We start from the raw sequence: 25,925 nt of genomic DNA, 5'->3' as shown, positions 1-25,925 counted from the left end.
TCGCATTCGCCGTCGACGCACCGTTGCCAGCGAAAACCGTCGATTTGCCGGGAGAATGCGGCGTGCCGCGACCGCGTTTCCTGGATGATCATAGAACAGGCACGACGATCCGCAACCGCGGAGTTGCCGACGATCGATAGCCGAGGACGCTGGAAGGACGCTGTGCGGCGCCGGTCACTCGACGCCGAGTGTCCTTGCACCGTCGGCGAATACGGCGAGATCAGGAACGGCACGACTTCACTATGCCCGTTTCGCCGGACTCTGCACGATGAAACTCGCTGCGGTCGTGGCGCTCCCGCCGATGTTGAGGGTGGCGAACCGGTGCGCGTCCGGCACTTGGTACGCTCCTGCTTTCCCGGTGACCTGTTTGTAGGCATCGAGTACCATTCGTACACCAGTCGCACCAACAGGATGACCACCACCGATCAATCCGCCGCCGGGGTTGACCGGCAATCGGCCGTCACGCGCTATATCGCCGCCCGCCACGGCTTTCCAGCTTTCGCCGGGACCGGTGATGCCGAGATGATCTATCGCCATGTACTCGGACATGGAAAAACAGTCGTGTACCTCGATGCCGTCGACCGCGTCGATATCGGGCAACCCGGCCCGGCCCAGCGCGTCGAGCACCGTCTGGCGCACGTGCGGAAACACATACGGATCGTCGGCGGCGACGCGGAGCTTGCTCGCCAACGGCAGGCCCGCGGTGCGATGACCCCAGCCACTGACCTCGGCGCGCTCGCCGGGCCGTAAGTCGGTGCGCCGCGCCAAGAATCGATCCGACACCACGATCACGGCGGCGGCGCCGTCGGTCATCTGACTGCAATCCTGACGGCGCAGGCGACCGGCCACCGGCGGGTTCGCCGTGTCGTCGGTGCCGAAACTGTCCGGGGTGAACGTCCAATCCCTGGTCTGCGCAAGCGGGTTGGCGCGTGCGTTGGCGATGTTGAGTTCGCTGATCGCGCGCAGATGGGTGTCGTCGAGCCCGTAGCGCCGGTCGTATTCGTCGGCGAGTTCGGCGAACATGGTGGGCCACACGAACTTCGTGTCCCGCGCCTCGTGCCCGACCCAGGCGGCGGCACCGAGATATCCCGCGGCCTCGTCGCCGGGGACGGTCTTCTCCAGCTCCGCACCGATCACCAGCGCGCAGTCGTAGCGACCCGATTCCAGGTCGGCCATCGCGGCGAGCAGCGCCATACTGCCGGAGGCGCAGGCGGCTTCGTGCCTGCTCGCCGGGACGCCCCACAGCTCCGGGATGACCGTGGCGGGCATGCCGCCGAGTTGACCCTGCCCGGTGAACAACTGGCCGAACGCGTTACCGACGTGGATCACGCCGATCTCGGTGGCCTCGATGTCGGTCGCGGCGAGGGTCGCCTCGATCACCGCGCCGACGAGCGCGTCGAATCCCTTGCCGTCGCGGTGCCAGTTGACGGCGAAATCGGTTTGGCTGCCGCCTAGTAGGTGAATAGTGCTGGTGGACATGAAAACTCCTGTATGTCGGTGATAGACAGCAATGCGGCGCTGTGAAATCCGGTTAAACCGGGTCCTCGATGAGCGTCGAGCGCAGCTCGCGGCGCAGCAGCTTGCCGACCGGGTTGCGGGGCAACGCGTCGACGATCTCCAGTCGTTCCGGCAATTTGAACGACGCCACCTCGCGAGCGCGCAGGTGCTCGACCAGGCCGTCCAGCGTTACCGTCGCGCCGGGCTCGGGAACGACGAAGGCGCAACACTTCTCGCCGAGCACCGGATCGGGATAGCCGACCACCGCCACCTCGGCGACGCCGGGGGCGTCCGCGAGCAACCCCTCGATCTCGGCGGGGGCGATGTTCATGCCGCCGCGGATGATGATCTCCTTGATCCGGTCGACGAACCGCAGATACCGGCCGTCCTCACCGCACAGCTCGAATACGTCTCCGCTACACAGGAACCCGTCCGCATCGAACGGTTCGGTCGCGGTGCCGGGCAGATAGCCGCCGAACACGGCCGGGCCCGCGAGCCGGAGTTCGCCGATGCCACCGACTTCGGTGACCGGTGCGCCGGTGCGCACGTCGACGAGCTTGACCCGGGTGCTCTCGGCCAGCCGGGTGGCCCAGCGAACGCCCGGCGCGCCGTAGCGCGGCAGGTATTGCGCTCGGATGACCGGATCGGGAAAGTCGACGGGTGCGCCGAGCAGCGAAACGCCCTCGTTGGACCCGAAGAAGTTGAGCACCTCGATGCCGAGGTCGTCCTGCCAGCCGCGAACCACGCTGGGCGGCAACGGCGCACCGCCGGAACCGACGCGTTGCAGCGAGGACAGGTCGGCCGAGGCGCGCAATGCCTCGTTGTGCAGCAGCATCGTCAGCAGCGCGGGTGGCATGCTGGTGTGCGTCACCCGGTGTCGCGCGATCTGTCCGAGGAACACCGGCAGGTCGAGCGGTTGGTGCTGCACCAGGTGTCCGCCGGTGATCAACCACGGCAGGAACGACGCCGCGAAGCCCGCCATGTTGACCATGGGAAAGGGGTTGAGCAGCACCGACTCCGGGGTGAGGTGTAGTCCGTCCTGCACGCCCCAGGCCATGGCGAGCCAGTCGCCGTGGCAGCGTGGGATGCCCTTGGGCGCGGCCTCGGTTCCGCTGGTCCAGCAGATGGTGACGCGGTCGTTCACCGAAACCGTCAGTCCGCCAACGTAGCAGCGCAGGCGCTCCCGGTCGGCGGCATCGACCGGCTCGTCCAGTGCGATCGCGTTATCCGGCACTGCGGGGCCGAATGCGAAGACGGTGCGCGAGCCCGCAGCCACTTCAAGTGCCTCGCAGGCGAGTTCGCGCCCCGACAGCTCGCCGGTGGTGATGATCGCCGTCGCGTCGGCCGCGGCGACGATGCCGGACAGCTCGTGGCGGCGGTACGAGGCGGGCATGGGTGTCGCGACCGCGCCGAGCCGCCACAGCGCGAAGTAGGTGGCGGTCAACGCGATCGAGTTCGGCAGCAGGACCGCGACGGCATCGCCCTGCCGAATGCCGTTGCGGTACAGCGCCGCCGCGAGATCGGTACAGCGCTCGTCGAGTTCGCGCCAGGACAGGGTCTGTGGCTGCGCTCCGGTCAACGCGGCGAGGTTGGCGGGGTCGGTGACGGCGGGCGCGTCCGGTGCCGTGTCGACTCGGCGTTGCAAGAGCTCCGGCAGCGTATCCGGCTGCCACCAGCCACGATCGAGATACTCACGCACCCGGTCCGCAGGGTGGCAGGTGGGTATCGAGACGGCGGAATCAGTGCGTGCGGCTGCGGTGACGGGCGACTCGGCCATGGTGTTCCTTCAATTCAGACGCCGCAGCACTACCGCGGCGCCCAGCCCGAGGGCCGCGGGAATGGTGACCAGCGCGTGTTCGCCGCCCGTGCGCGTAAGTGCGTCGAGCGCTTGGACGATGAGGTTGCCGCCGGTCGCACCGAGCGGATGTCCGACCGCGAGGGCGCCGCCGGTCGGATTGACCAGCGCCGGGTCGAGGCCGAGGTCCCTGGCCAGCAGAATCGGTGTGACAGCGAAGGATTCGTTGGCTTCCACCACGTCCAGGCCCGCGGCGGTGATACCGGCGCGGGTGAGCGCGAGCCGCGCCGCGGCGGCCGGTGCGGTCAGCAGTGGTGAGCGCACCGCGGTCTGTGCGGTGCCGATGATCCTGGCGATCGGCGGGCGGCCGAGTGCCGCTGCGGCGTGCAGGTTTCCGACGACTACGGCCGAGGCGCCGTCGGCGAGCTGTGGTGCGGTCGCGATCGTGTGCAGACCGGCCGCCGGGTGCGGTGAGCCTGGCAGGCGACGGGCCACCCGCTCCCATGCGGGATCGTCGCCGAACAGGGCGGGTAGTGCGGCGAAGGCCTCGGTATTCGCGTCGGGGCGGGCGCCCTCGTCGGCGTCGAGCAGCACGGTGCCGCCCTTGCGGACCGGTACCACGGAGTCGGAACTCGGTGCGGCGGTTGCTCGCTGGTGCGATTGCACGGCGTAGGCGTCGAGTTCGGCTCGGGTGATGTCGTAGGCGGCGGCGGTGAGATCGGCGGATACTCCGATCGTCACGAACCCGGTGCGTTCGCCGAGGTCGGCGTCCGTCGCGATGGCTGGTCGATCCGACAGCATCGGCACCCGGGACATCGACTCGACCCCGCCCGCGACGATCACGTCGGCGAAGCCAGCGGCGACCCGGGCCGCCGCACTCTCGACCGCGTCGAGCCCGGAGCAGCACAATCGTGACACCACACCACCGGGCACCCGGTCCGGCCAGCCCGCCCACAGCGCCGCCACACGTGCCAGGTTTCCGCCCTGCTCTCCCACCGTCGTGTTGCTGCCGACCAGGATGTCGTCGACGGAATCCACACTGAGCGAGCGGCTTTCGAGCGCGACGAGCAACTGTCCGAACAGCTCGTAGGGTGGCAGCTCGGCGAGCGTGCCGCCTGCTTTGCGGACACGTGCGCGGGGTAGTCGGATCGCGTCGTAGAGGTAGGCGTCGGGTAACGCGTCAGTCATGGTCGATCCTCGCGAGGGTCTCGAGCGTGTGATGTCCCGCCGGGTCCTCGGCCGAAGTGGCAGGGACGACGACGATTTCGTCGGCGCCCGCGCTGCGGTATGCGTCGAGTCGGCGGATCAGGGTGGCGTCGTCGCCGAACATGCCTACGGCCGCCGGTAATTCGTCGGGCACGGCTGCCAGGATGTCGCGCGGATGCGCACCGCTGTGCGCGAGACGCACGACCTCGCCGAAGCCCGCCTCCTCGAACATGGCGTCGTAGCCAGGTGCACGCAGATAGCCCACGACGCCGCGGCGGACAGTCGCGAGAATGTCGGGTGTCGGATCCGCGGCGGCGGTGACCCACACCGAGATTGCGGGACTCGGCAGGCCCGCCGTCGCCGCCGCCTCGCGCACCACCTCGGCGCAACGCGAAACCTGTTCTGGAGTGACCAGATTCAGCACCACACGGTCGGCGGTACGAGCCGCTGCCGCCAAGGCACGCGAGCCGAAGGCGGCCACCGTGATCGGCGAGCGCGGTGGCGCGAGGCGGAGCCGGTAGCCCTTGGTGCGCTCCACCTCCCCCGCGTAATCGACCTTGTCGCCCGCGAGCAACCCACGCAAGATGCGCGCCGAGTCTTCTAGATGCACTGCGGTGCGGCGTCTTTCGCGGCCGTGCCAGCCGCTGACGACTACCGTGCTCGAGCTGCCGATGGCGACATCGACCGATCGGCCGGTGAGTGCCGCGACGCTCGCAACACCCATGGCGATGGTGGCGGGGCTGCGGACATCGACCGCGAACGGACCGAGGCACAGCGGAATCCGGCCGGGAGCCAGCCCGATCGCGGCGGCAAGCGCGAAGGCGTCGAAGGTCGCCATCTCGCCGATCCACAGGCGGTGATAGCCCAGCTTCTCCGCCGCCTCGGCGACGGCAAGGGCGTCCAACGGAGCGCGGTCCTGCCAGTACGGCAGGCTCACGCTCAGTTGGCGGTCGTCGCCGCTCACTCGGCCGACTGTGCCGCCGCGCGCATCCGCGCACCGCTGACCCAGGTGGCGTGGAAGCCGAGGGGCACCCTGGTCGGCAGGCCGAGGCGGCACACCGGCCCGGTGGCGAGGTCGGCGGCGTCGTAGATCCAGACCTCCGACAGCTGGGTGTGGCTGTTGAACGCGAACATGGTGAGCCAGGCGTCGTCCTCGTCGCGCGCGTCCGGTCGCGGGACCACGGTGAGCTCGCTGCCGAAGAAGCCGTCGCCGAACGGCTGGGTTTGCTTGGCGCCGGTGCGCAGGTCGTACTTGATCACGGCGTCGAAAAGCATTGTGCTGTCGACCGATAGCCGCATTTGATAGGACCAGCGGCCGCGCTGGCCGGTGCTGCCCTGATCGATGGCCGGGAATTCGGTGTTGACGTCGTCCATGGCCTCTTCGAGGGTGGCGCCGGTGCGCAAGTTGAAGCGGTACTTGTGCAGCTTCGCCTCGGGGCGCAGGTAGGCCAGCAGCTGGGCAAGCGGGTTCGCGCGATCCGACACCGGGCTCGGCTTGGACACGCGGCAGACCACCATGACGATCTCGTCGCCGTCTTCCCACGAGTTGACGGTGTGATAGATGTAGCCGGGCGCGGCCTCGAACCAGCGCACCTGGGTGCCGTCGCCGCGCCGGGGCAGCACCGCGAAACGGCTCGGCAGGGTGCGGTCGAAGAACAGCTTGAATCGGCCCGCCGCGGCGGCCCTCGGGTCGTTGTACAGCGGCAGATCCATCAGGATCGAGTAGTTCTCGGTGATCGCCATGTCGTGCGGCAACCGCGGGCCCGGCAGCTCGAGACCGGTGTAATGGGTGACCGTGCCAGACGGATCGGCGATGCCGTAGCGCAGGTAGGGCGCGTGGATGCCGTAATCGAAGAAGATGAACTCCTCGGTGCGCTCGTCGACCTTGGCGTGCGCGGAGATCTCGCCGGGCAGTGTGCCGCCGAAGGTGTCGACGCCGCGGGTCTCCAGGCTGATCGGGTCCAGCGCATAGGGTTTGCCCGCGCGGTACCACAGCGACAGCAGGTTGCCGTGATGGAAGACGACGTCGGTGTTGGCGGAGTTGCGCTCCCGGCGATCGCCCGGCGGGTTGTCGTCCCACGGCTCGATCACGCCGCGCCACAACGCGGTTCCGGCGGCACGCTCGGCCTCGAACTCGGCAGTGCGGATGTAGCGGTTGCGGTAGGTGGCCTTGCCGTTCTCGAAGTGCACCGCGTGCAACATGCCGTCGCCGTCGAACCAGTGGTAGCGGCCGATCGGCGCGAAGTGGGGGTTGGGGCCGTTGCGGACGTAGACGCCGTCGAGGTCGGCGGGGAGTTCGCCGTGCAGGACGGCGAGGTCGGTCGCGGTGATCTCGTCGGGGGTCGGCGCGTACATGCCCTCCAGATACGGATTGGTCAGCGCTTGCGCGGCCGGCGCGATGAGTTCTTCGTTGAGCGTCACGAGTTGCCTACCCTTCACTACAGTTATTGAAGTGATACGCGTCTCAATGAAGAGTGTCAAGAGGTGCTGGTCGGCGACTCAGGCGAGGCGGTCCAGGACTGCTTGCGGAACCGGTTCGAAGCGGACGTCGGCGCGCTCGAGTCTGGCGTCGCAGCCGCGGCAGCGCAGCGCGGGTGCCAGGTCGGCGCCGCATTCGCGATGCCGGATGCGCAGGCCCGGTTCGGGTGCGCCGGGATGCGCGAGCGCGGACCAGGAGAGCAGGAACGCGTAGATCGCGAACAGTGCGCGACCGCGTGGGGTCAGCCGATATTCGCGTCCGGCGCCATCGCCGGATCGGCGCAGGATCTGAGCGTCGCAGAGGCGGGACAGTCGCTCGGTCAAGGTGGTGGGCGACATGTTCATCGCCGTGCGGAACGCGCTGAACTTTCGCACGCCTGCCAAGGCGAGGCCGGTCACGGTGGCGCTCCAGCGGTCGCCGATCGCCTCCATGACCTCGTCGAACCGCATGTCGGTTCGGGCGGCGACGGGCGCGCGGGCGCGGCGCCTGCCGCTGGAGGCGAAGCGCCACAACGCATCGTCGCCGAGGTCGACATCGGTGTCGCGCGGGGTCACCGTGCGGCCGCAGCCCCGGCACATCAGCACCGGCGGGCCGCGATGGCCGCACGCGTCGTGCACCAGGTCGGGGTGCAGCGCGCCCTCGGCAGTCCACTCGCGCTGCCAGCTCCAGACGGAGACGAGGATCTCCCAGGTGGCCATGCCGAGATCGGTGAGCAGATAGTCGAAGCGGTCCGGGGCCGCCGCCTGCGGGGTACGGACGAAGACGCCCGCGTCGACCAGCGCGGCGAGTCGGGCGGTGAGTACGGCGGGTGGGGCGCCGGTGCGTTCGATCCACTGGTTGAACCGGCGGGTGTGGTTGACGAACGCGTGTCGCAGGATGGTGAGCGTCAGGCGGTCGCCGAGCAGGTCGAAGGTGGCCGTGACGGGATGCTGGGCGGGTTGTCCCGAGTCGATCGGCTCATTTGTCATCCGCGCGCACACCTCCCGATTCGTCGTCGCCTAGTTGCACTTCATTAACTGTAGTTGAATGGCTCGTTCACTTGCGTTCCGTCGCTCGAGGGATAACGACGGACTCCAGTTCCAGGTCTATCTCGAGGCGGGTGAGCATCTCCCGGAACTCGCTCGCGGGATAGCGCTCGTTCTCGGTGACCAGGCCGAGTACGGTGCCGCTGCCCGGCGCCGACAGCGGACGGATTCGATCGACCACGCCCTCGATAGGGTCGAACAGCCGCAGCTCGGGCCGCGCGCGCTCGAAATAGTCACGCAGCCAAGGCAAATGCGTGCTGGACAGCGTCACCGCGTCGATGCCGGGGTGTGCCGCGAGCAAAGTGTTCAGGAATTCGCTGATCACCGTCGCGGTGTGCTCGCGACGGAACAGGAAGTCGCCACTCTCCACCAGTTCCACCAGCGCCGAGGCGTTGACCGCGTGCACCCGGGTTTGCGCCGGACCCGCTGCCGCGCGCAGAAATTCAACCAGCTCAACACTTTCCACCAGCGAGCGCACACCGAGGACCGCCACCTCGTCGGCCACCGCCAGCGCTTCCGTCACCGGTGGCCGCACCCCGAATATCGGGACCGGGCTGCGCAGATCGTCGAGGATGGTCACCGAAGGGGCGTTGGACGCCAACAGGATCGCGCTCGGCTCGAATTCGGCGAGGAACCGCACCGCGCGGTCGACCACCGTCAGCAACTCGGTCCGATCCTTCGCGCCGTACGGGAAGCTGGCCCGGTCGGCGAGGTACACGATGTCGCGGTCGGGCAGGCGCCGATGCAACAGTTCCACCGCCGAATAACTGCCGAGGCCCGCGTCGAAGACCGCGATAGGTTGCCGTAAAGAGGTCACCCGCAGATCATGCCCGGTGGTCGCCGCGCGGTCGCCGGAGGCGCCTGACAGACTCGGCGGGTGACCGATTCTCGTGATGCGGATGCGACCCGGCTGGCTACCGAGTCGCTGCGGCAAGATGATCCAACAGGATGGTTCGAGCGGCTGTACGCGGCGGCGGCCGATGGTGCGGCGGTGGTGCCGTGGGACGCGATGGAACCGAACGAGCTGCTGGTCGACTGGCTCGAGCGGCATGAGCGGGCCAACGGCGGGATGCGGGCGATGGTGGTCGGCTGCGGGCTGGGCCGCGATGCCGAGCACCTCGCCGCGCTTGGCTTCGAGACGACCGGGTTCGATATCGCGGAGACCGCGATACGCACCGCGCGCGAACGTTTCCCCGATTCCCCGGTGGACTATGTGGTAGCCGACCTGCTCGACCCACCCGCCGCGTGGGCGGGTGCGTTCGATCTGGTCGTCGAGTCGATCACCGTGCAGTCGATGCCCGTCTCGTTGCGTGCGGTGGCGACCGCGAACGTCGCGCGGATGGTGGCACCCGGCGGCGAGCTGGTGGTCATCGCGGGAATTCGCGAGGAAGCCGCGGAGGTGGACGGGCCGCCGTGGCCGCTCACCCGGTCCGAGATCGACGCGTTCGCGGTCGGCGATCTCCGCTCGATCCGCGTCGAACAGGTATCCCCCGCCGGTCGGCCAGGATTCACCCGATGGCGCGCGGTGTTCCAGCACGGCTGAACTTTCGCACGGCAGGATGGTGGGGTGATCGAGAACGGCGCGGGCGGTGCCGCCGACGACCTGGTCTGGTATGCGGCGTACGGATCGAACATGCACCTGAGTCGCCTCCGGTGCTACCTCACCGGAGGTACGCCGGAAGGTGGGGCACGGACGGTGCCCGGCTGCCGCGATCCCGCAGAGCCCGCCCGCTCGGTCCCCCTCATGCTCCCGGGCCTGCTCTATTTCGCCACCGAATCGTTGATATGGACCGGCGGACGGGCCTTCTACGACCCCGACGGACCGGGCCAGACCGCCGCCCGCGCCTACCTGCTCACAGTTGCCCAGTTCTCCGACATCGCCGCCCAAGAGATGTACCGCCTACCCGACACAGATCTCGACCTGACCGAAGCAATCACCAACGGCCGCGCCCTACTCGGCCCCGGCCGCTACGAAACCCTCTCCTACGCGGGAACATTCGAGAACCGCCCGATCCTCACCTGCACCGCCCCCTGGCGCCACACCGACCTCCCTGGAAACTCCCCCGCCCCCACCTATTTACGCCACCTGGCCGCAGGCCTCATCGAATCCCACCGCTGGACAATCGAAACCACCGCCACCTACCTCGCCACCCGCCCCGGCGCCAACCACACCTGGACCCCGGAAACCCTCGCCGCCCTCCTCGCCACCTGACCGAGGTAGACACGTGCGAGCTCGAGCAGAGCATCTCGGACCGACTGGGTCGCCGATCAGGTTCAGCGTGAGCACATTTGTCGCCGGTACTGTGATGGCCGTCATATACGAGAGGGTGTCGAGAACAGTTCGCCAGCTCCGTCCCTGAGGCATAAGCACCTCCAGAAAGGACTTTCGATCATGGCTATCGCCGCTGACCTCGACCACGCCACCGACTCGCAGGCGGACTGGGTCGCCGAGCAGACTCGTACATATCTTGCCTCGAATGGTGCCGAGGGACACGAGTCGAACGGCATCTACACGCTCATTCTCGCCACGACCGGACGCCGGACCGGCGTTGCGCGCCGCACGTGCCTGATCTACGGCACCGCGGGCACGGACTTCGTCGTCGTTGCCTCCGATGCCGGCGCCGACGAAAATCCCGCGTGGTTCAAGAACCTACTGGCGGACCCGAGCGTCGGCGTGCAGGTCGGCGACCGTCGGTTCACCGCGCGCGCCCGGGTCGCGACGCCGGACGAGCGCGGGCCGCTGTGGCGCCAGATGGCGCGCATCTTCCCCCTGTACGACGAGTACGCACAGAAGACCGACCGCGAAATCCCGATCGTCCTGCTCACTCCGCAGGACTGACCTTGTGCGCGGTCAGCCCGGCGGGAACCTGATGGTGCGCCCCACGCCGTCGGGATGGCCCGCCGCCCGCTGTTCGGCCGCGAAATGCGTGAGCCGGGTGCGGAGGTCGGCGGGCATCGGAGCGGTTCTTCTCGTCCCGAGGTCGACGTGCAGGTCCAACTGCTCGGACACGGCCACCCGGGTCCCGTCGCCGAGATTGCGCACTTCGTGAAAGAAGTGCAGCCGCTTGGCATCCACACCCAGCAACCAGGAATCGACGGCCAGCCGCGACCCGTGCAGTACCTCTCGTTCATAGGTCATGGCGGTCTGCACGACGACCTTCCCGAACCCTGTCGTCCGGACGTACTCGTCACCGAGGCCGAGGGCGTCCGTGAACGCGGCATGGGCGCGGTAGACCACGATCCCGTAATACTGGGCATTCATATGGTTGTTGATGTCGATCCACGTCGCATCGACGTCACATTCGAGGGTCCGCAAACCGCCCCTTCCCCACGCTGTCAGCAGTTACTTGCCCAAAAGTACAACCAAGCACTTGCTTGGTGCAACTGCTGTCATCTCCACCATGCCCGAAAGGGGTTCTTGGGTAACCCCTTTGGGCATCCGCGCAGGGCGCCGCGCTATTCGACGCGACTCAAAAGGGGTCGGTAAACGACCGACGTCTCTGAGCAGGTATGCGGCACTCAGAGCGCCACGACCTAGTGGACGGCGGGCTCGGATACCGCGTCTGCGATTCCGGCGGCCGGGATCGACGGCGGATGGCAGTCGGCGGTCGGCGACTGGGCGGACAGCGATTGCAGGAGGCAGCCGACATTGATCAGCGATCCGAGCGACGAACTACCCGTTCCGGCTTGGGCGGACGGGGCGGCGATGAAAAGCGAGGCGGCGCAAAGCAATCCGCCGGCCATAATTTTGCGAGTGATCATGATGGACTAATCGCCGCCCGAGCCGCGGGTGTTGCGTACCCGGGTGCCCCCAATTTCATCGCCAATGAATTTGTACTGTGGCGTGTCGATTCGCGACATGAGCCAACCCATACCGACAGGCGAACGGTTCGACCGGCGCTTACGGGGTAGATCGTGTGCAGGACGGACAACACCGGCCAGAGCGAAGGAGTCCTCTTTTGCCCGATCCCGCAGCGGTTCTTTTCGATATCGACGGCACCCTCGTCGACTCCAATTACCTGCATGCCAGGGCCTGGCACCGGGCGTTTCGCGAGGCAGGCGCCACCGTGCCGACCTGGCGCATTCACCGCGCCATCGGCATGGACGGCGACGCGCTGATCCAGACCCTGGCAGGCGACCTGTCCGATGCCGCCACGGATCGTGCCGACGACCTGCACTCTCGCTTCTACCTGGACGGCGCCGACGAGCTGACCTTGCTGCCCGGCGCCAGGGAGGCGTTGGCGGCGCTGCACGCCCGCGGCCTGCGCGTCGTGCTCGCCACGTCCGCGCCCGAGGACGAGCTGTCCCTGCTGCGCAAACTGCTCGACAGCGAGTCCGTGCTGTACGCGGTGACCGGCGGCGAGGATGTCGAGACCGCCAAACCCGATCCGACCATCGTGCAGATCGCGCTCGATCGGGCCGGTGTCCCCGCGGAACGGGCGGTCTTCGTCGGCGACACGGTCTGGGACATCCGGGCCAGCGCCGCCGTCGGCGTGCCGGCCGTCGGTGTGCTCAGCGGCGGAATCTCGCGGGCCGAACTCGAGGACGAGGGCGCGACATTCGTTTGCGACGACGTCGCGCAGCTGTTGCGCCAACTCGAGGACAGCCCGATCGCGCGTCTGCTCTGAGCAACGGAGTGATCCCGCGCCTGCGGAGCTGAATACTTACCGAAGCCTACCGGCCGAGGTCAGGCGCATATGTAGTTTGCGAGGGTGAATGACGGTACCGAGGCGGGGTCGGATCTCGCGGTCGGTCAGGGTATGTAATTGCCAACGACCGCTGATGGTTGCCAATGCCAGGGTTGTTTCGGTGAGGGCAAAAATGTCGCCTATGCATTTGCGGGCGCCGTCGCCGAAGGGAATGAATGCTGGGCGGGGTGGCGGGGTGGCGATCGCCGGATCCCACCGGTCGGGGTCGAATCGCTCGGGGTGCGGGTACAGGTCTTCGCGGTGGTGAATGAGGTAGGGGCTGTACGCGATCGGGGTCCCCGCGGGCAACGCGTAGCCGCCTAATTCGGTGTCGATATTCACCACCCGGGTGAGAAACCAGGCGGGCGAATACAGCCGCAGGCACTCGGTGATGACGCGACCGGTCAGTCCGAGGCGGGTCAGGTCGTCATAACGGGCGCACCGGCCGCCGAGGACACTGTCGACCTCGGTGCGCACGCGATCAGCGATCTCGGGATGCCGGTCGAGTATGTACAACGCCCATGCCAGCACAGTGGCGGTGGTTTCGGTGCTGGCCAGAAAAAAGGTAAGGATCTGGTCGGTGATCTCGGTATCGCTCAATCCACCGTCGCCATCGATATCACCGCGGGTGGCCAGCAGCGCCGAAAGCAGATCGTTGTGCGAGGTGCCCGCGGCGCGGCGAGCATCGATGATGGTGGCGACGTCGCGGCGCATGTTGGTGGTGGCTCGGATGAACGCCCGATTTCCAGGAATGGGCGCCCGGTCCAGCGGCGGCGGGAGCAGCGTCCGCCGCAGCGCACCCTCGGCAATGACAGTGACGTCATCGGTCATTCGACGCAGGTCGCCCTCGGGCACGGTACTGGCGAACAGCGTGGCAGCGGTGACGGCCGAGGAGAGTTTCAGCATCTCGGCATACATATCGAGGACCTGTCCGTCCTGCCAGGAGTCGGTGAGCGCGGCGATTCGATCGCTCATCAGCGCCGCGTAGTCAGCGAGGCGACTGCGCTGAAAAGCAGGCTGGATCAATCGGCGCTGACGACGATGCATCGAGTGCGGGCAGGTGCCGAGGCCGTTTCCCATTGCCTCCCTGCCGCGCTCGAACAGCGGTCCCCCCTTGTCGAACACGTGATCCTCGCGCAGCAGCTGTTGGGTCAGCTCCGGGCTGCACACCACAACGACGGAGGCCGGACCTAAATTCATCCGGACCAGGTCACCGTGCGCGGGTAGGGACAGCAGGAACTCCAGCGGATTGTTCAGCAGCGACACACTGTGCCCGAGGAGCGGGATCGCGCCGGGCGCGCGGGGTACCTCGATTTTCATATCCATGCTCACCTTCGGAGAAGTCTGGCGTGGCGGGCGAATTCCCAGTCCGCGACATGGGTGGGTGCCGCGTCGGAATACCGCGCCTCGGGGCTGTATCGGTCGGACAGGCGCTGGATCAGATCGGCTCCGGCAAAAAGGGTTTCGACATCGGTGAGGTATTGCAGGACGCCCGCTCGGGTGCGGGTGTCCAGTCCGAGTAGGTCCAGCAGTTCAGGAACGGACCGCTTGGTATCGAGGTAGTCGCCGACGCATTGTTGGACGCGGCGGCCGGTTTCGGCGCGGGCTTGCCGAGCTGACATGCCCGATCGCTCGAGCTGTAGCACCGTGTTGTAGTTGCGGGCGAAGATCGGCCGGTCCCGGTAGGCCGAGTACGCGTCGTTGAGCATGGTCATCGCGTCGTGCAGGGCGTTGTGCAGACGAGTGAAGGTATCGGTGGTGAGCACCGATTCGGGAGGCGCCCAGCCCCGGGAGACGGCGATGAGGTCGTAGTCGTGCTGCATGGCGATGTCGGCTCGGCGGCGCAGGATCAGTGCGTCGTGGTCGAGGACAACGCCTTGCGCGTGGTCGAGGACCTGCTGGAGAAATCCGGCCAGCATGCCGTGCACGGTCCTGCGCAGGTGCTCGAGCCAGGCGGTCGTGACCGCAGTGTCGGCGATACGGCCGATCATGTCGCTGAGGGCATTACAGAACGGCGCGCTCGGGAAGGGGTTCTCGCCTGGCCGTGCGTACAGCACCGCGAGCGTCATGTCGACGATGGCGGCGACCATGGCAGGCTGTGGGCCCGCGGCGGTCTCGAATTGATCGTCATAGATTGCCCAGTACCCGTTCCAGTCGGTCAGCAGGTTCAGCGCCTCGGGTTCGGCGTCGGGGAACAGATAGGCGACGACGGTCCCCAGTTCCCAGCGTTCGAGCCTCGCTCTTTCGTCCGCGGCGGACACCAATCCCATTGCTGTCATCCATTGGAGATGATGTCGCCCGGCCGCGGCGGCGTGCGGGTTGAGCCTGATCGGGAACGGAATCTCCGCCACCGGAGGCCGAGATTCCGGTGGCGCCGACGAGCCCACAGGGGTACCGGTCGATTCGATCATGAATACATCATCCTCGACCGAGGATCGCGAGTGGGCGGACCACGTTGTAGCAGTATAATTTTCGCGTTATTTCTTGATCTCGTAGCGCAGCTGTACCACGCCGTTGTCGAATGCGGTGGCCTCGAGCACCTTCAGGTCTTGCCGATCCTGGAAGACGCGCCTGCCCTTGCCGCGGGTGGCCGGGCAGACCCGCATGTGGACTTCGTCGACGAGGCCGGCGTCGAGCAGGGACTGCATGAGTGTCAGGCTGCCCCACAACCAGATGTCCTTGCCGCGTTGCGCTTTGAGCTCGCGGATGGTGGCGGCCGGGTCGCGCGTCACGGTCGCGGCGGGAAACTCGCCCCAGGGCGCGTCATCGAGGGTCGAGGAGGCGACGAACTTGGTGAGGTTGTTGAGCTTCTCGCCGTATTCGCCTTGTTCCTCGGCGTGCGGCCAGTAGTCCTTGGACTCGGCGTAGGTTTTCGCGCCGAGAATCATGGTGTCGACCGAGTCGATGACCCCCATCACGCTGGCCTTGAACGCGGGGTCGGACTTCTCGGAAAACGGCTCCCCGGACACGAAGCTGAGCCCACCGTCCTCCTCCGCGGCGATGTTGTCGACGGTAACCCACTGCTGGACGATGAGCTTGCGCATGGCGGTGATCCTCCTTGGTCACGCGGCCGTTGTGGCCGCTATACCCCTGGGACGGAGCCAGCGCGACATTCTCGACATCAGATCACCTACAGATTTTTTCGGTATCTACTGAACACCAGCGACGCGGGGTCGTCGGGGTGCCACGTCGCCGGATCTGCTGCTGCGTCGTGCTGTGCGATACTTGTCGCTAGGCGGCATCGAGTCCTTCGGAGCTGACCGCCCTTGGCTGCGGTGTGAATCTGCCCGCATCTCCCGCCTCAGTGCGCATTTCGCGGCGAACGCAGTACACGCCCCGTTCGCCTCCGTCACGGAACGCCCCTCTTCGAAATCCCTCTCGATCGTCCGGACCGATGCCGTCGGCCCGGTCCGCAACCTGCCCTGGAATGGAGTGAAAGTCCTTGATTACCAAACGAATTACCATCGGAACCGAGCGTGCGATCATCGAGAACACGCTCGACCACAATCGCGAAGCACTCATCGCGACCGCACGCGGCCTCTCCGAGGCCGACGCCCGCCGACGACTCGTTGCCTCGCTGACGACACCGATCTCGGTGATCAAACATGCCGCCGCGGCGGAACGGATCTGGTTCCAGCGGTTCTGGGCGGGACTCGACGAATCCGAATGCGACGGATACTCGCGCCGAGACGAGGGCACCTTCGCCGTCACCGCCGACGAGTCGCTGGCCGACGTAATCGCCGAGTTCGAGCGCGCAAGCCAGCGATCACGGGAGATCGCCGCCCGCTTCGCCCTCGACGACACCAAAGACAATCCCCGCGAAGGCACCGTCAGCATGCGCTGGACGCTGCTCGCCATGATCGAAGAGTTCGCCCGGCACGCCGGTCACGTCGACATCCTCCGCGAACAGATCGACCAGCCCGTACCTCGGCAACCGGCCTCGTGAATTCGGCGGCACCAAGCCATGATCAGCTCTGCCCATAGCTGACCAGAGGGTGTCGATCAGGTTCGGCGTGAACGGATTTGGCTGATCAGGGAAGTCCGGCGCGTAGCGCGGTGACTCGATCGACGGCGGCGGTGAAGGCGGTGGGATCGAGTTGGCCGCTGGTGTAGGCGTCGGCCAGGGCGGACGTGGCGCTCTCGCCTTGGCCGATGTCGCGGGCCGAGCACAGGATGAGATCCATGCCCGCAGCCGCGGCGGACGTGGCGCGCTGTCCGGTGGTGCCGAACGAGTCCAGCGCACCCGCCTCGATGGCGTCGGTGATGGTGACGCCGCCGAAGCCGTTGCGGCCGCGTAGTTCCTGATCGACGATCGCGGGCGACAGTCCGGCGGGGCGGTCGGGATCGAGGGCCGGGTAGATCGCCCAGGACAGCATGACCAGCTTCACCCTGGCGAATATCGCTGGCGGGTAAGGGAACTCGTCGGCCGAACGTAGCTTGGACGCGCTCACGGGGAGGGTGACCGGGCCGGTGTCGGTGTTCTGATCCCTGGGTGCCGAGCCGAGGCCGGGGAAATGCTTGGCGGTGGCGGCGACTCCGGTGGCCTGTTGCGCGGTGGTGAACGCCAGCCCGAGCGCGGTCACCGCGGCGGGGTCGTTGCTGAAGGAGCGTTGGAAGCGGTCGATGAAATTGCCGGGGGTGTCGTAAACATCAAGCACCGGAGCGAGATTGACGTTCATCCCCACACCGCGCAAAGTGCGCCCCGCACCGAAACCCGCCTCGACGGCCGCGGCCAACGGATCGGCGGACTGGCCAACCTGTTTCGCCGACAACACCGGATCCCCCGGCAGCCGCCGCACGATCCCGCCCTCCTGGTCGGTCATCAACAACAGCGGCACGTGGATCGGACTTTGCGCCTGCGCCTGCCGCAACTGCCCGATCACCCCGGCGATCTGAGCCGTACTGGAAATGTTCTCCCCGAAGAAGATCACCCCGGCGGCCCGGCCGTCGCGGATGGCGTCGACCAAGGCCGGCGGCGGGACCAGTCCCGAATACGAATAGATCACCCGCTGCCCAGCCAACTGCTGCGGCGTCAGACCCGCAGCCCGTGCCGCCGGGCCAGAAACCCCGGCCACCTGCACCGCAGCCACGAGCACACACACCAGAACGGCAGCCAAACGGGCATGCCAGCGACGGAAACCGATGGCGAGCTTCGACATCCCCAACTCCTTCCACCCCACGCAAGTCAATGGTCGCGCATCGAACGGCACAACGCGAGCCCCCGTCCCTCCCCAGGGAACTGGTCCAGCGCCTGCAACAAATGACACCCGCGCACACGCCCAGCACAACTACCCTGTCGGCCGTGGATACCCTCGCGCCACACACCGCGTCGACATTGAGCAGATCACGAACAGTGCTCTGCGCCCTGGCATTAACAGCGAATGTGGCACTCCGCCTTTCGCCACTACCGATACGGGAATCACTGACACCCCACACCATCGCCGATCTCGTAATCGCCGCGGTAGCAATAGCAGTGGGAGGGATGTCGGTCTTTCTCGCACAGCGCTCGCGAACCGCACACACTCTGTCCGTCTGCGTCACCGCTCTCGCCGCCCTGTCCCTCACGGCGCAAATCGCAAAAGTCTACTTCGCCTACACCGGCCACCGCAGTCTGCGGTTCACCAACCACACCCTGGTGACACCGCACAACGATCTCACCTATTTCAACGTCCCCCTCACCCTGACCTACACCGCAGACATCCTGTTGTGGCTGTTGGCCTTAAGCTTCTCGATCGCCTCCACGACCACCCTGAAACGCCACCTCGCCAGCTGACCCCAACCCAGACCAGTACCGGCGGCGCCTTGACCGCAGGTATCGCTCCCGCTGGCGCCCGATCCGGATGGGCACCCCCGCAGCGGGACCCTGAACTGCCGAATCCGCACTGCCTCTCGGGATCGGATTCCTTGGTCGATGACAGTGCGGGCTCGCTACGGAACCCCCTGTATCAAGGGTGCGGGGAGTCGTCTAGTTGGTAGCCGAGTTTTACGTCGTGGTTGACTTCGCCGCCCGCAACGGTTATTTGGCTGGTGGTTGGGGGGTAGCCGCGGGCTACTACGGTGTATTGGCCTTGGGGGAGGTCGGTGACGAGGTAGCGGCCGTTGTCGTCGGTGCGGGCGGTGGCGGTCAGGTCGCCGGTGGTGTTGAGGACGCTGATCTGGGCGTCGGGGACGGGGCGGCCGTCTTCGGCGAGGGCGGAGCCGACGAGGACGGCCATGGGCGACATGTCGATGTCGTGGCGGAGCAGGCCCGCGTCGGGGACGGTGAGGGTGCTGGCGTTGGGGCGCATGTGTTCGGCCACGGCGACCAAGGTGTATGTGCCGGAGACGATCCCGTGGCAGGTGTAGCGGCCGTCGGCGGTGGTGGTTGCCGCGCCGACGACTTCGCCGCGCAGGTCGGTGAGGGTGATGGTGGCACCGTAGAGGGGGGTGCCGCGGGCGGCCGAGCGGACGATGCCGGACAGCTCGCCGGAACCGAGCAGGGTGAGGTCGAGGTGCTGGGCACGCTGGCCGACCGCGACGGTCACCGCCGCCGGTTGATGGCCGGTCGCGGAGATGATCAGCACATAGCTGCCGCTTTCGGGCACGTCGATGACGTAGCCGCCGTCGGTGTCGCCGGTCGCGCGCGAAACCTGGTGTCCGCGTTGGTCGATCAGGGTGAGCGCGGCGTCGGGCACCGGGTGACCGTTCTCCCGGCGGATCCGCCCGCCGATGGCACCGTCGCCGTATCCTTCGAAGCCCTCCACCGAGTCGAGCACGGTCACCGTGGAACCTGTTGCCGCCATGGCGAACTGGTGCGATCCGTGGTGATCGGCGTGCCTGGCGACGGCACCGGCCAGTACCGGTTCTGGTTCGGACAGCACCTGCGCGGCACTTTCCCAGATCTGATCCTCGTCCCAGCTCGACTCCACGACCGGCGGTTTCACCCGCGCCGCGACGGGAGCTGGATCATCTTGCAGCGGGATCTCTTTCATGAACATCAGGACGAAGCAGGCCAGCAGCGCCACCGCCGCGGCCACATAGAACACACCATGCATGGACTCGGTGAAGCCGATCAGGATCGGCGTCTTCAGTTCCTCGGGCAGTGCCTCGATGCCGGTGGTGTTGCTCTGCATACTGCTGAGCTGTCCGGCATCGAACCCGGGCGGCAACTCCCCGCCGAACGCGTCGATGATCTTGTTCGGCAACAGATTGAACAGAATCGTCAGGAACACCGCGACTCCGAGGGTGCCGCCCATCTGCCGGAAGAAGGTCGCCGCCGCCGTGGACACACCCATATCCGAACGCGGACCGGCGTTCTGCGCCGCGATGACCAGCGTCTGCATACAGAAACCGAGGCCGAGCCCGATCACCGCGCAGTACGCCAGCGGCTGCCACAGCACGCTGTCGTAGTGCACCTGCGCGAACAGCGCCGAGCCGGTCGCGGTGATGAAAGTGCCTGCCACGGGCAGGATCTTGTAGCGACCGGTCCACTTGGTGATCCGGCCGCCGAGCTGCGAACCGGCGGTGATGCCGAGCACCAGCGGCAACATCAGCAGACCGGCGTGAGTCGGGGTGAACCCGCGCACCACTTGGAAATACTGCGGAACCATGGTGATGGCGCCGAACATGGCGATGCCGACGATGAAGCCGCCGAGGATGGTCACGCTGAACGTCGAACTCTTGAACAGCCGCAACGGAATCAGCGCCGCGTCCTTCATCAGGAACTCGACGAGCAAGAACAGCAGCAGCCCGCCCGCGCCCACCCCGTAGCAGAGCAGCGACCGATGCGATTCCCACCCCCAGTGCCTGCCCTGCTCGGCGACGACGAGCAAGGGCACGGTGCAGATCGTCAGCGTCACGGCGCCGAGCCAGTCGATGCGATGATTCTGGCGCTGGTGCGGCACATTCAGCACCCTGGCGACCACGAGCCACGCGAGCACACCGACCGGCACGTTCACCAGGAACACCCAGCGCCAGCCCGCGATGCCGCCGAACGTGTCGAGATCGGAGAAGAAGCCGCCGAGCACCGGGCCGAGCACCGTGGCGAAACCGAAGACCATCATGAAATAGCCCTGGTAACGCACCCGTTCGCGGGCGGGCACGATGTCGCCGACGATGGTGAACGCCAACGACATCAGGCCGCCGGCCCCGAGGCCCTGGAACGCGCGGAACCCGGCGAGTTCATACATGGAGGTGGCGAAGGTACACGCCACCGAGCCGATGATGAACAGCCCGATCGCCGTGAGGTAGAACGGCTTACGCCCGTAGATGTCGGCCAGCTTGCCGTACAGCGGCGTGGTGATAGTCGCAGTGATCAGGTAAGCCGTTGTCGCCCAGGCCTGTTCGTCGAAGCCGTGCAAGCTGTTGGAGATCTTGACGATCGCCACGCTGACGATGTTCTGGTCGAGGGCGGCCAGGAACATGCCGAGCAGCAGACCGGACAGGATGGTCAAGATCTGCCGGTGCGACAGTGCGGTGCTCGCGCCCGCTTCCAGGCCCGGCGGCGTTGCCTGGGTGGTGGAATTCGTCATGTGCGCCCTAATTCTGGTCGGCTGCGTTGTCAGCGTTTTTCCTCGAACACGCGCATCCGTTCGCCGGTCGCCACGAATACCGATGCAGGGCCGTCGATCGGGTCGGCTCAGCGCGCGGCCAAGCCATGTGCCATAAGCGATCTGCTCTAACTACTGCTGGTAAAACTCTCAGCGGTGCGACAGTTCGGCGAGCTTACCGGTGCGCTGCGGGCCGCCAACGGGCGTGGCCCCTCCCCATTTTCGCCAGCACTCTCACCAGACCTGCGCAACTAGTTGCTAACGCGAACAATACAGCGGCACGCAATGGAGTTTCCACCGCGGGGTGGGGGTTCCTAGAAAGCCACGCCGGGATAGCCGCCTGCTATGTAAGGTCTTTCGTGTCTCGCCGAGTGCGGGACAAGCTTCTGCGGCGTGGGCTGCGGTATGCCCTGTCGTGGGTTTCGGCCAACATTCGACGACAGGGGGAAGCAAACAGATGTCCGAAAACGAGCCCGCGTCCCGGAACAACAATCGCGGCGGAACCGCCCCGACACCCTTCTGGAAATCGGCGCTCTTCTGGACCGTCGTGGGCAGCGTCGGGACCGTCGTCACCATTTTCATCGGCGTCGCCCAATGCGCGGGCTCGAACTCATCGACGCCGACGCCGAACAGTCCACCGATTCCGACCCCCTCCGCGCTACCGACGACCACCGCGCCGCCCCCGCTCGCCCAAGGACACCAGCAGATCGCCAATGTCGAGGGAATCGACTTGGACACCGGACAGGTCCACGATCAGAACCAACTCGGTGTGGATATCAGCCCGTCCAAAACCGGCGACTCCCTCAACGCCATGACCAACGGCAACGCCCGCTTCGCCATCCCCCGCGACGACGCGGCCGCGGCCGCGGGCCCGGACCGCTGCACCACGATCCTGCCCGCCGCCTGGACCAAAACCCTCGCCAACACCTACCACCTGCCCACCGGCAGCCACCTGTGCGTGCAAACCGACCAGGGCAACCTGGCCGACCTCACGCTCACCCACATCCCCTCCGCCGCTGAGCAATACCTCGAATTCGACTTCACCACCTGGCGGCCCCGGTAAGCCATCCGCGACGCCTGCCACGGGCGGGTAAGGCTCGTCCGTGCCCGCCGGGACGGTAATGTTGGCACGTCGCGAGGTACAAGGCCCTGAGGGTGTGCCGAACGAATGTGGGTACTCCGCGTTTGTCGCATTTGACGACGACCGAGTAGGTCGACGCGGATGGAAGGAGACCGGAGTCGATGCTTTCCGGGCAGAGTGGGCAGACAGGCCTTCTCGGCGACGGTGACGGCAGGGCCCGCGCAGAAGCACCGATTCCTGAGCGCCAACCAGACCGTGCCGCCGTCTGGAGTTGGCCGGAGTTGTCGGTGTTACTGGTCGAGGACGATCAAGGCGACGCGCTGCTTGTCGAGGAACTGATCGCCGATGGCGCGCCGGGCCTGCCGATGCGGTGGGTGCGGTCCGCGGCCGAGGCGCGCACGCTGCTCGCGCAGCAGCTACCCGACTGTGTGCTGCTCGACCTGCATTTACCCGACGCGCAAGGACTGGAGGCGCTGGCCGCGGTGCGCGAGTACACCGACCAGGTGGCGGTCATCGTGCTCACCGGGCTGGACCAGGAGCAGATCGGGCTGGCCGCGGTGGCGGCGGGCGCCCAAGATTATCTCGTCAAAGGCCGGGTCGAACCCGAATTGTTCAGCCGCGCACTGCGTTACGCCATCCAGCGGAAACAGGCCGAGCGCGCGTCGGCGGCGCTGCGGACCAGCCAGATGCGTGCGCGGGAGAACGCGCGACTCGAACGCGGCCTGTTGCCAACGCCACTGCTGCGCGGCGAACGCTCGGTCGACATCGTGGCGCGCTACCGCCCCGGCCGGGCCAACACCCTGCTGGGCGGCGACTTCTACGACGTGGTGCAGCAGGCCGACGGCACCGTGCACGCGCTGATCGGCGACGTCGCGGGGCACGGCCCGGACGAGGCCGCGACCGGGGTGGCGCTGCGCTTGGCCTGGCGCACCCTGGTGCTCAGCGACATCTTCGGCATCCGGCAGTTGCGGCTGCTGGAGGAGGTTTTGCTGGCCGAGCGCACCGGCAAGCAGACCTTCGCCACCCTGACCAGCCTGGTCCTGCGCCCGTGCGACCATCGCGTCGCGGTCACCAGGGCCGGGCACCCCGGCATGCTGCTGCGCACCGGTTCCCACATCGACTGGGTCGAAGTTCCCGGCGGCCCCGCACTCGGTTTCCTGCCCGGTCGCGCCGAATGGTCCGTGCACGAGATCACCTTGCCCGTCGACTCCGGCCTGATGCTGTTCACCGACGGACTCTTCGAGGGCCACACCGACGCAAGCCAGGATCGCCTCGGCGAGGAAGGTCTGCTGGAGCTGGCCCGCACGGTCACCGCCGCCGAACCCGCGGTGTTCGTCGACGAGTTGATCTGGCGGGCCGAGGAACTCGCCGAGGCACACGGCGGGCTCGAGGACGACGTGGCGGTCATGTACTTGCAGTGGAATCACCGAGACCTGAACCAGGACAATCGATGACAACATCCTCCGGGAAACAGTCCGTGGCCGGTCGACTGACCGTCCAGGGCTGGTTCATGCTCGTGCTGGCCCTGATGGTGATCTTGGTGATCATCGGAACGGCGATCGGCGCGCAGCAGCTCAGCAAGACCAACCGGGTCGCCGATCGGATGGTCGACGGGGTCCAGCCCGCCACCGCCGAGACCTACCGGCTGCAAGGCGCGCTGCTCAATCAGGAGACCGGCATTCGCGGCTATGCCATCGGCGGCGACGATCAGTTCCTCGCGCCCTATTCCGAGGGGGTTCAGGACGAGGCGCGGGCCGCGGCCAGGATCCGCGAGCTGCTCGCCGACCGCCCGCGGCCGCTCGCCGACCTCGACGCGGTGGAACGCGCGGCCGCCGAGTGGCGCACCGGTTACGCCGAGCCACTGATCACCGTCGTGCAGGCACGCGGCCCCGCCGCGGTCGACAAGCTCGCGGCAGCACGCGGCATGGCAACCTTCGACAACCTCCGCGCCCTGTTCGCCACCCAGAACATCGACCTCGCCGCCGAGGTCGACCGAGATCAGGCCGAGCTGACAAGTACTCGCACTGTGCGTGATGCGGTGCTGGCCGGACTCGTCATCGCCTTCCTGTTCGCCTCGGTCGCGCTGACCATCCTGGTGCGCAAGCTGGTCGCGCGCCCGCTGGACTATCTGGAGGCCGCGTCCCGGCGCGTCGCCGACGGCGATTTCGAGCATCACATCACCGCGCGCGGACCCGCCGACCTCGCTACCGTCGCGGAGGCGGTGGAGGGCATGCGCCGCCGGGTCGTCGCCGAGCTGGAGTCGTCCCGGGTCCAGGAGGCGGTGCTGGCGGCACAGACGGCCGAGTTGGACGCGCAGACCGCGGAATTGCGCCGCTCCAACGCCGAACTCGAGCAGTTCGCCTACGTGGCCTCGCACGATCTGCAAGAACCGCTGCGCAAGGTCGCCGCGTTCTGTCAGCTGCTGGAAAAGCGCTACGCCCCCCAACTCGACGAGCGCGCGATCCAATACATCGACTACGCGGTGGACGGCGCGAAGCGAATGCAGGTGCTGATCAACGACCTGCTCACTTTCTCCCGGGTGGGGCGCGTCATCGACGGCAATATGCCGATCGGCCTCGACCAACCCCTGGACAAGGCGATGACCAATCTCTCGGTGGCCGCCGAGGATACCCAGTTGCGGCTGGAACGCCCGGACGAACTACCCAAGATCACCGGCGACCCGACGCTGCTGACCATGCTGTGGCAGAACCTGATCGGCAACGCGATCAAATTCCGGGCACCCGATCGATCGCCGGCCGTCCGCATAGCGTGTGTCGCGGACGGCGACACCGGCGGCTGGCTGTTCTCGGTGGCGGACAACGGGATCGGCATCCCACCGGAGTTCGCGGAGAAGGTCTTCGTGATTTTCCAGCGGTTGCACAGCCGTGAGGAATACACCGGCACCGGCATCGGGCTCGCGCTGTGCAAGAAGATCGTCGAACACCACGGCGGGAAGATCTGGCTCGATACCGAATACACCGAAGGCACGCGCTTCTGGTTCACCCTGCACTCGCCTGTGCTGCCTGCGGATACCAGCGCACTCGGCGAAACGAGCAAGCCCGTCGAAGCCACTACGTCCGGCGAAACGAGCCTGCCGAGCCACGCCGGCTGAGTCGCACCATCCCCGATTAGTCTGTACCCCCGATGAATACAGGAGTTCCTCTTGCCCGTTCCCGGCCAGCCCATCGACATCCTCCTGGTGGAGGACGACCCCGGCGACGAATTGATGACTCGGGAAGCGTTCGAGGACAACAAGATAGGCAACACCCTGCACGTCGCGCACGACGGTCAGGAGGCCCTGGATTTCTTGTATCAGCAGGGTGAGCACGAGGGCGCCCCGCGGCCGGACCTGATCCTGCTCGACCTCAATCTGCCGAGATACGACGGGCGCCAGGTGCTCGAGCGCATCAAGGCGGATCCGGAGCTTGCGCATATCCCGGTGGTCGTGCTCACCACGTCGGCCGCCGAGGAAGACATTCTGCGCAGCTACAAACTGCACGCCAACGCCTACGTGACGAAGCCGGTCGATCTGGACCAATTCGTCGCGGCCATCAAGCACATCGACGACTTCTTCGTCCAGGTCGTCCGGCTTCCTGGGCAGGGCTGAGCTCTAGAGGAGCGCTGCC

General features: G+C 66.9%; 24 protein-coding genes. 10 read left to right on the top strand and 14 right to left on the bottom strand.

Features of this window, described 5'->3' with window-relative positions:
* Nucleotides 1-240 precede the first annotated feature (240 nt).
* The 7 genes from ACIBCN_RS35190 to ACIBCN_RS35160 all read right to left on the bottom strand — a co-directional run bounded on the left by ACIBCN_RS35190 (nucleotide 241) and on the right by ACIBCN_RS35160 (nucleotide 8,819).
* Nucleotides 241-1,479: an acetyl-CoA acetyltransferase gene (locus tag ACIBCN_RS35190; protein WP_396996078.1), complete on the bottom strand. Its 1,239-nt coding sequence runs from the start codon at nucleotides 1,477-1,479 to the stop codon at nucleotides 241-243.
* Between the two features lie 52 nt (nucleotides 1,480-1,531).
* Complete coding sequence (locus tag ACIBCN_RS35185) at nucleotides 1,532-3,274, bottom strand: class I adenylate-forming enzyme family protein (RefSeq protein WP_396996077.1); 1,743 nt, start codon at nucleotides 3,272-3,274, stop codon at nucleotides 1,532-1,534.
* A 9-nt stretch (nucleotides 3,275-3,283) separates the two neighbouring features.
* Nucleotides 3,284-4,480: a thiolase family protein gene (locus ACIBCN_RS35180; RefSeq protein ID WP_396996075.1), complete on the bottom strand. Its 1,197-nt coding sequence runs from the start codon at nucleotides 4,478-4,480 to the stop codon at nucleotides 3,284-3,286.
* A complete protein-coding gene (locus ACIBCN_RS35175; protein ID WP_396996074.1) occupies nucleotides 4,473-5,462 on the bottom strand; it encodes an LLM class F420-dependent oxidoreductase in 990 nt (329 codons plus the stop codon). Before ACIBCN_RS35175 ends, ACIBCN_RS35180 begins: the two co-directional genes overlap by 8 nt.
* Nucleotides 5,459-6,919, bottom strand: a complete 1,461-nt coding sequence (locus ACIBCN_RS35170; protein WP_396996072.1) for a carotenoid oxygenase family protein — start codon at nucleotides 6,917-6,919, stop codon at nucleotides 5,459-5,461. The genes ACIBCN_RS35175 and ACIBCN_RS35170 overlap by 4 nt, the downstream gene beginning before the upstream one ends.
* Before the next feature lie 78 nt (nucleotides 6,920-6,997).
* Nucleotides 6,998-7,945, bottom strand: coding sequence for a winged helix-turn-helix transcriptional regulator (locus ACIBCN_RS35165; RefSeq protein WP_396996070.1), 948 nt, complete (start codon nucleotides 7,943-7,945; stop codon nucleotides 6,998-7,000).
* A 67-nt stretch (nucleotides 7,946-8,012) separates the two neighbouring features.
* Nucleotides 8,013-8,819, bottom strand: coding sequence for a glutamate racemase (locus ACIBCN_RS35160; protein ID WP_396996069.1), 807 nt, complete (start codon nucleotides 8,817-8,819; stop codon nucleotides 8,013-8,015).
* Between the two features lie 60 nt (nucleotides 8,820-8,879).
* Between ACIBCN_RS35160 and ACIBCN_RS35155 the strand changes: the two genes are divergently transcribed.
* From ACIBCN_RS35155 to ACIBCN_RS35145, 3 genes are all read left to right on the top strand, one after another.
* Nucleotides 8,880-9,545, top strand: a complete 666-nt coding sequence (locus tag ACIBCN_RS35155; protein WP_396996068.1) for a class I SAM-dependent methyltransferase — start codon at nucleotides 8,880-8,882, stop codon at nucleotides 9,543-9,545.
* Nucleotides 9,546-9,569: 24 nt separating this feature from the next.
* Entirely contained in the window at nucleotides 9,570-10,214 is a 645-nt protein-coding gene (locus tag ACIBCN_RS35150; RefSeq protein ID WP_396996067.1) for a histone deacetylase, read from the top strand.
* A 180-nt stretch (nucleotides 10,215-10,394) separates the two neighbouring features.
* Nucleotides 10,395-10,841 (top strand): nitroreductase family deazaflavin-dependent oxidoreductase, encoded by a 447-nt coding sequence (locus ACIBCN_RS35145; RefSeq protein ID WP_396996066.1) that lies wholly within the window; start codon nucleotides 10,395-10,397, stop codon nucleotides 10,839-10,841.
* Nucleotides 10,842-10,853: 12 nt separating this feature from the next.
* Here ACIBCN_RS35145 and ACIBCN_RS35140 read toward each other — a convergent pair whose 3' ends face one another.
* Both ACIBCN_RS35140 and ACIBCN_RS35135 read right to left on the bottom strand, forming a co-directional pair.
* Nucleotides 10,854-11,318 carry a thioesterase family protein gene (locus ACIBCN_RS35140; protein ID WP_396996065.1) on the bottom strand — a complete coding sequence of 155 codons (465 nt, stop codon included), beginning with the start codon at nucleotides 11,316-11,318 and terminating at the stop codon, nucleotides 10,854-10,856.
* 218 nt (nucleotides 11,319-11,536) lie between these two features.
* Nucleotides 11,537-11,764, bottom strand: coding sequence for a hypothetical protein (locus tag ACIBCN_RS35135; protein ID WP_396996063.1), 228 nt, complete (start codon nucleotides 11,762-11,764; stop codon nucleotides 11,537-11,539).
* Nucleotides 11,765-11,961: 197 nt separating this feature from the next.
* Between ACIBCN_RS35135 and ACIBCN_RS35130 the strand changes: the two genes are divergently transcribed.
* The gene (locus ACIBCN_RS35130) at nucleotides 11,962-12,630 is read left to right on the top strand and encodes an HAD family hydrolase (RefSeq protein ID WP_396996062.1); all 669 of its coding nucleotides are present in this window, start codon (nucleotides 11,962-11,964) and stop codon (nucleotides 12,628-12,630) included.
* Nucleotides 12,631-12,666: 36 nt separating this feature from the next.
* Here the strand turns inward: ACIBCN_RS35130 and ACIBCN_RS35125 are convergent, their stop codons facing one another.
* The 3 genes from ACIBCN_RS35125 to ACIBCN_RS35115 form a co-directional block, all read right to left on the bottom strand.
* Nucleotides 12,667-14,010 carry a cytochrome P450 gene (locus ACIBCN_RS35125; protein WP_396996061.1) on the bottom strand — a complete coding sequence of 448 codons (1,344 nt, stop codon included), beginning with the start codon at nucleotides 14,008-14,010 and terminating at the stop codon, nucleotides 12,667-12,669.
* A gap of 8 nt (nucleotides 14,011-14,018) precedes the next feature.
* Nucleotides 14,019-15,101, bottom strand: a complete 1,083-nt coding sequence (locus tag ACIBCN_RS35120) for a hypothetical protein (protein ID WP_396996059.1) — start codon at nucleotides 15,099-15,101, stop codon at nucleotides 14,019-14,021.
* Nucleotides 15,102-15,167: 66 nt separating this feature from the next.
* Nucleotides 15,168-15,734, bottom strand: coding sequence for a dihydrofolate reductase family protein (locus tag ACIBCN_RS35115; RefSeq protein WP_396996058.1), 567 nt, complete (start codon nucleotides 15,732-15,734; stop codon nucleotides 15,168-15,170).
* Between the two features lie 398 nt (nucleotides 15,735-16,132).
* On the opposite strand from ACIBCN_RS35115, the gene ACIBCN_RS35110 reads away from it, so the two are divergent.
* Entirely contained in the window at nucleotides 16,133-16,636 is a 504-nt protein-coding gene (locus tag ACIBCN_RS35110; RefSeq protein WP_396996057.1) for a DinB family protein, read from the top strand.
* Between the two features lie 85 nt (nucleotides 16,637-16,721).
* On the opposite strand, the gene ACIBCN_RS35105 is transcribed toward ACIBCN_RS35110, so the two are convergent.
* Nucleotides 16,722-17,849, bottom strand: coding sequence for a glycoside hydrolase family 3 N-terminal domain-containing protein (locus tag ACIBCN_RS35105; RefSeq protein ID WP_396996055.1), 1,128 nt, complete (start codon nucleotides 17,847-17,849; stop codon nucleotides 16,722-16,724).
* 323 nt (nucleotides 17,850-18,172) lie between these two features.
* Between ACIBCN_RS35105 and ACIBCN_RS35100 the strand changes: the two genes are divergently transcribed.
* A complete protein-coding gene (locus tag ACIBCN_RS35100; protein WP_396996053.1) occupies nucleotides 18,173-18,463 on the top strand; it encodes a hypothetical protein in 291 nt (96 codons plus the stop codon).
* Nucleotides 18,464-18,635: 172 nt separating this feature from the next.
* Here the strand turns inward: ACIBCN_RS35100 and ACIBCN_RS35095 are convergent, their stop codons facing one another.
* Complete coding sequence (locus ACIBCN_RS35095) at nucleotides 18,636-21,200, bottom strand: MFS transporter (protein ID WP_396996051.1); 2,565 nt, start codon at nucleotides 21,198-21,200, stop codon at nucleotides 18,636-18,638.
* 475 nt (nucleotides 21,201-21,675) lie between these two features.
* Here ACIBCN_RS35095 and ACIBCN_RS35090 point away from each other — a divergent pair, with 475 nt between their 5' ends.
* From ACIBCN_RS35090 to ACIBCN_RS35075, 4 genes are all read left to right on the top strand, one after another.
* Nucleotides 21,676-22,281, top strand: a complete 606-nt coding sequence (locus ACIBCN_RS35090; protein ID WP_396996050.1) for a hypothetical protein — start codon at nucleotides 21,676-21,678, stop codon at nucleotides 22,279-22,281.
* A gap of 179 nt (nucleotides 22,282-22,460) precedes the next feature.
* A complete protein-coding gene (locus tag ACIBCN_RS35085; protein WP_396996048.1) occupies nucleotides 22,461-23,753 on the top strand; it encodes a PP2C family protein-serine/threonine phosphatase in 1,293 nt (430 codons plus the stop codon).
* Nucleotides 23,750-25,411: a CHASE3 domain-containing protein gene (locus ACIBCN_RS35080; RefSeq protein WP_396996047.1), complete on the top strand. Its 1,662-nt coding sequence runs from the start codon at nucleotides 23,750-23,752 to the stop codon at nucleotides 25,409-25,411. Before ACIBCN_RS35085 ends, ACIBCN_RS35080 begins: the two co-directional genes overlap by 4 nt.
* Before the next feature lie 51 nt (nucleotides 25,412-25,462).
* Nucleotides 25,463-25,906, top strand: a complete 444-nt coding sequence (locus ACIBCN_RS35075; protein ID WP_396996046.1) for a response regulator — start codon at nucleotides 25,463-25,465, stop codon at nucleotides 25,904-25,906.
* Nucleotides 25,907-25,925 lie beyond the last annotated feature (19 nt).

The organism is Nocardia sp. NPDC051052 (assembly GCF_044456045.1).
GTDB lineage: Bacteria > Actinomycetota > Actinomycetes > Mycobacteriales > Mycobacteriaceae > Nocardia.
The sequence above is the reverse complement of the archived record's forward strand: the minus strand, read 5'-3'. Positions and strand labels throughout refer to the sequence as shown.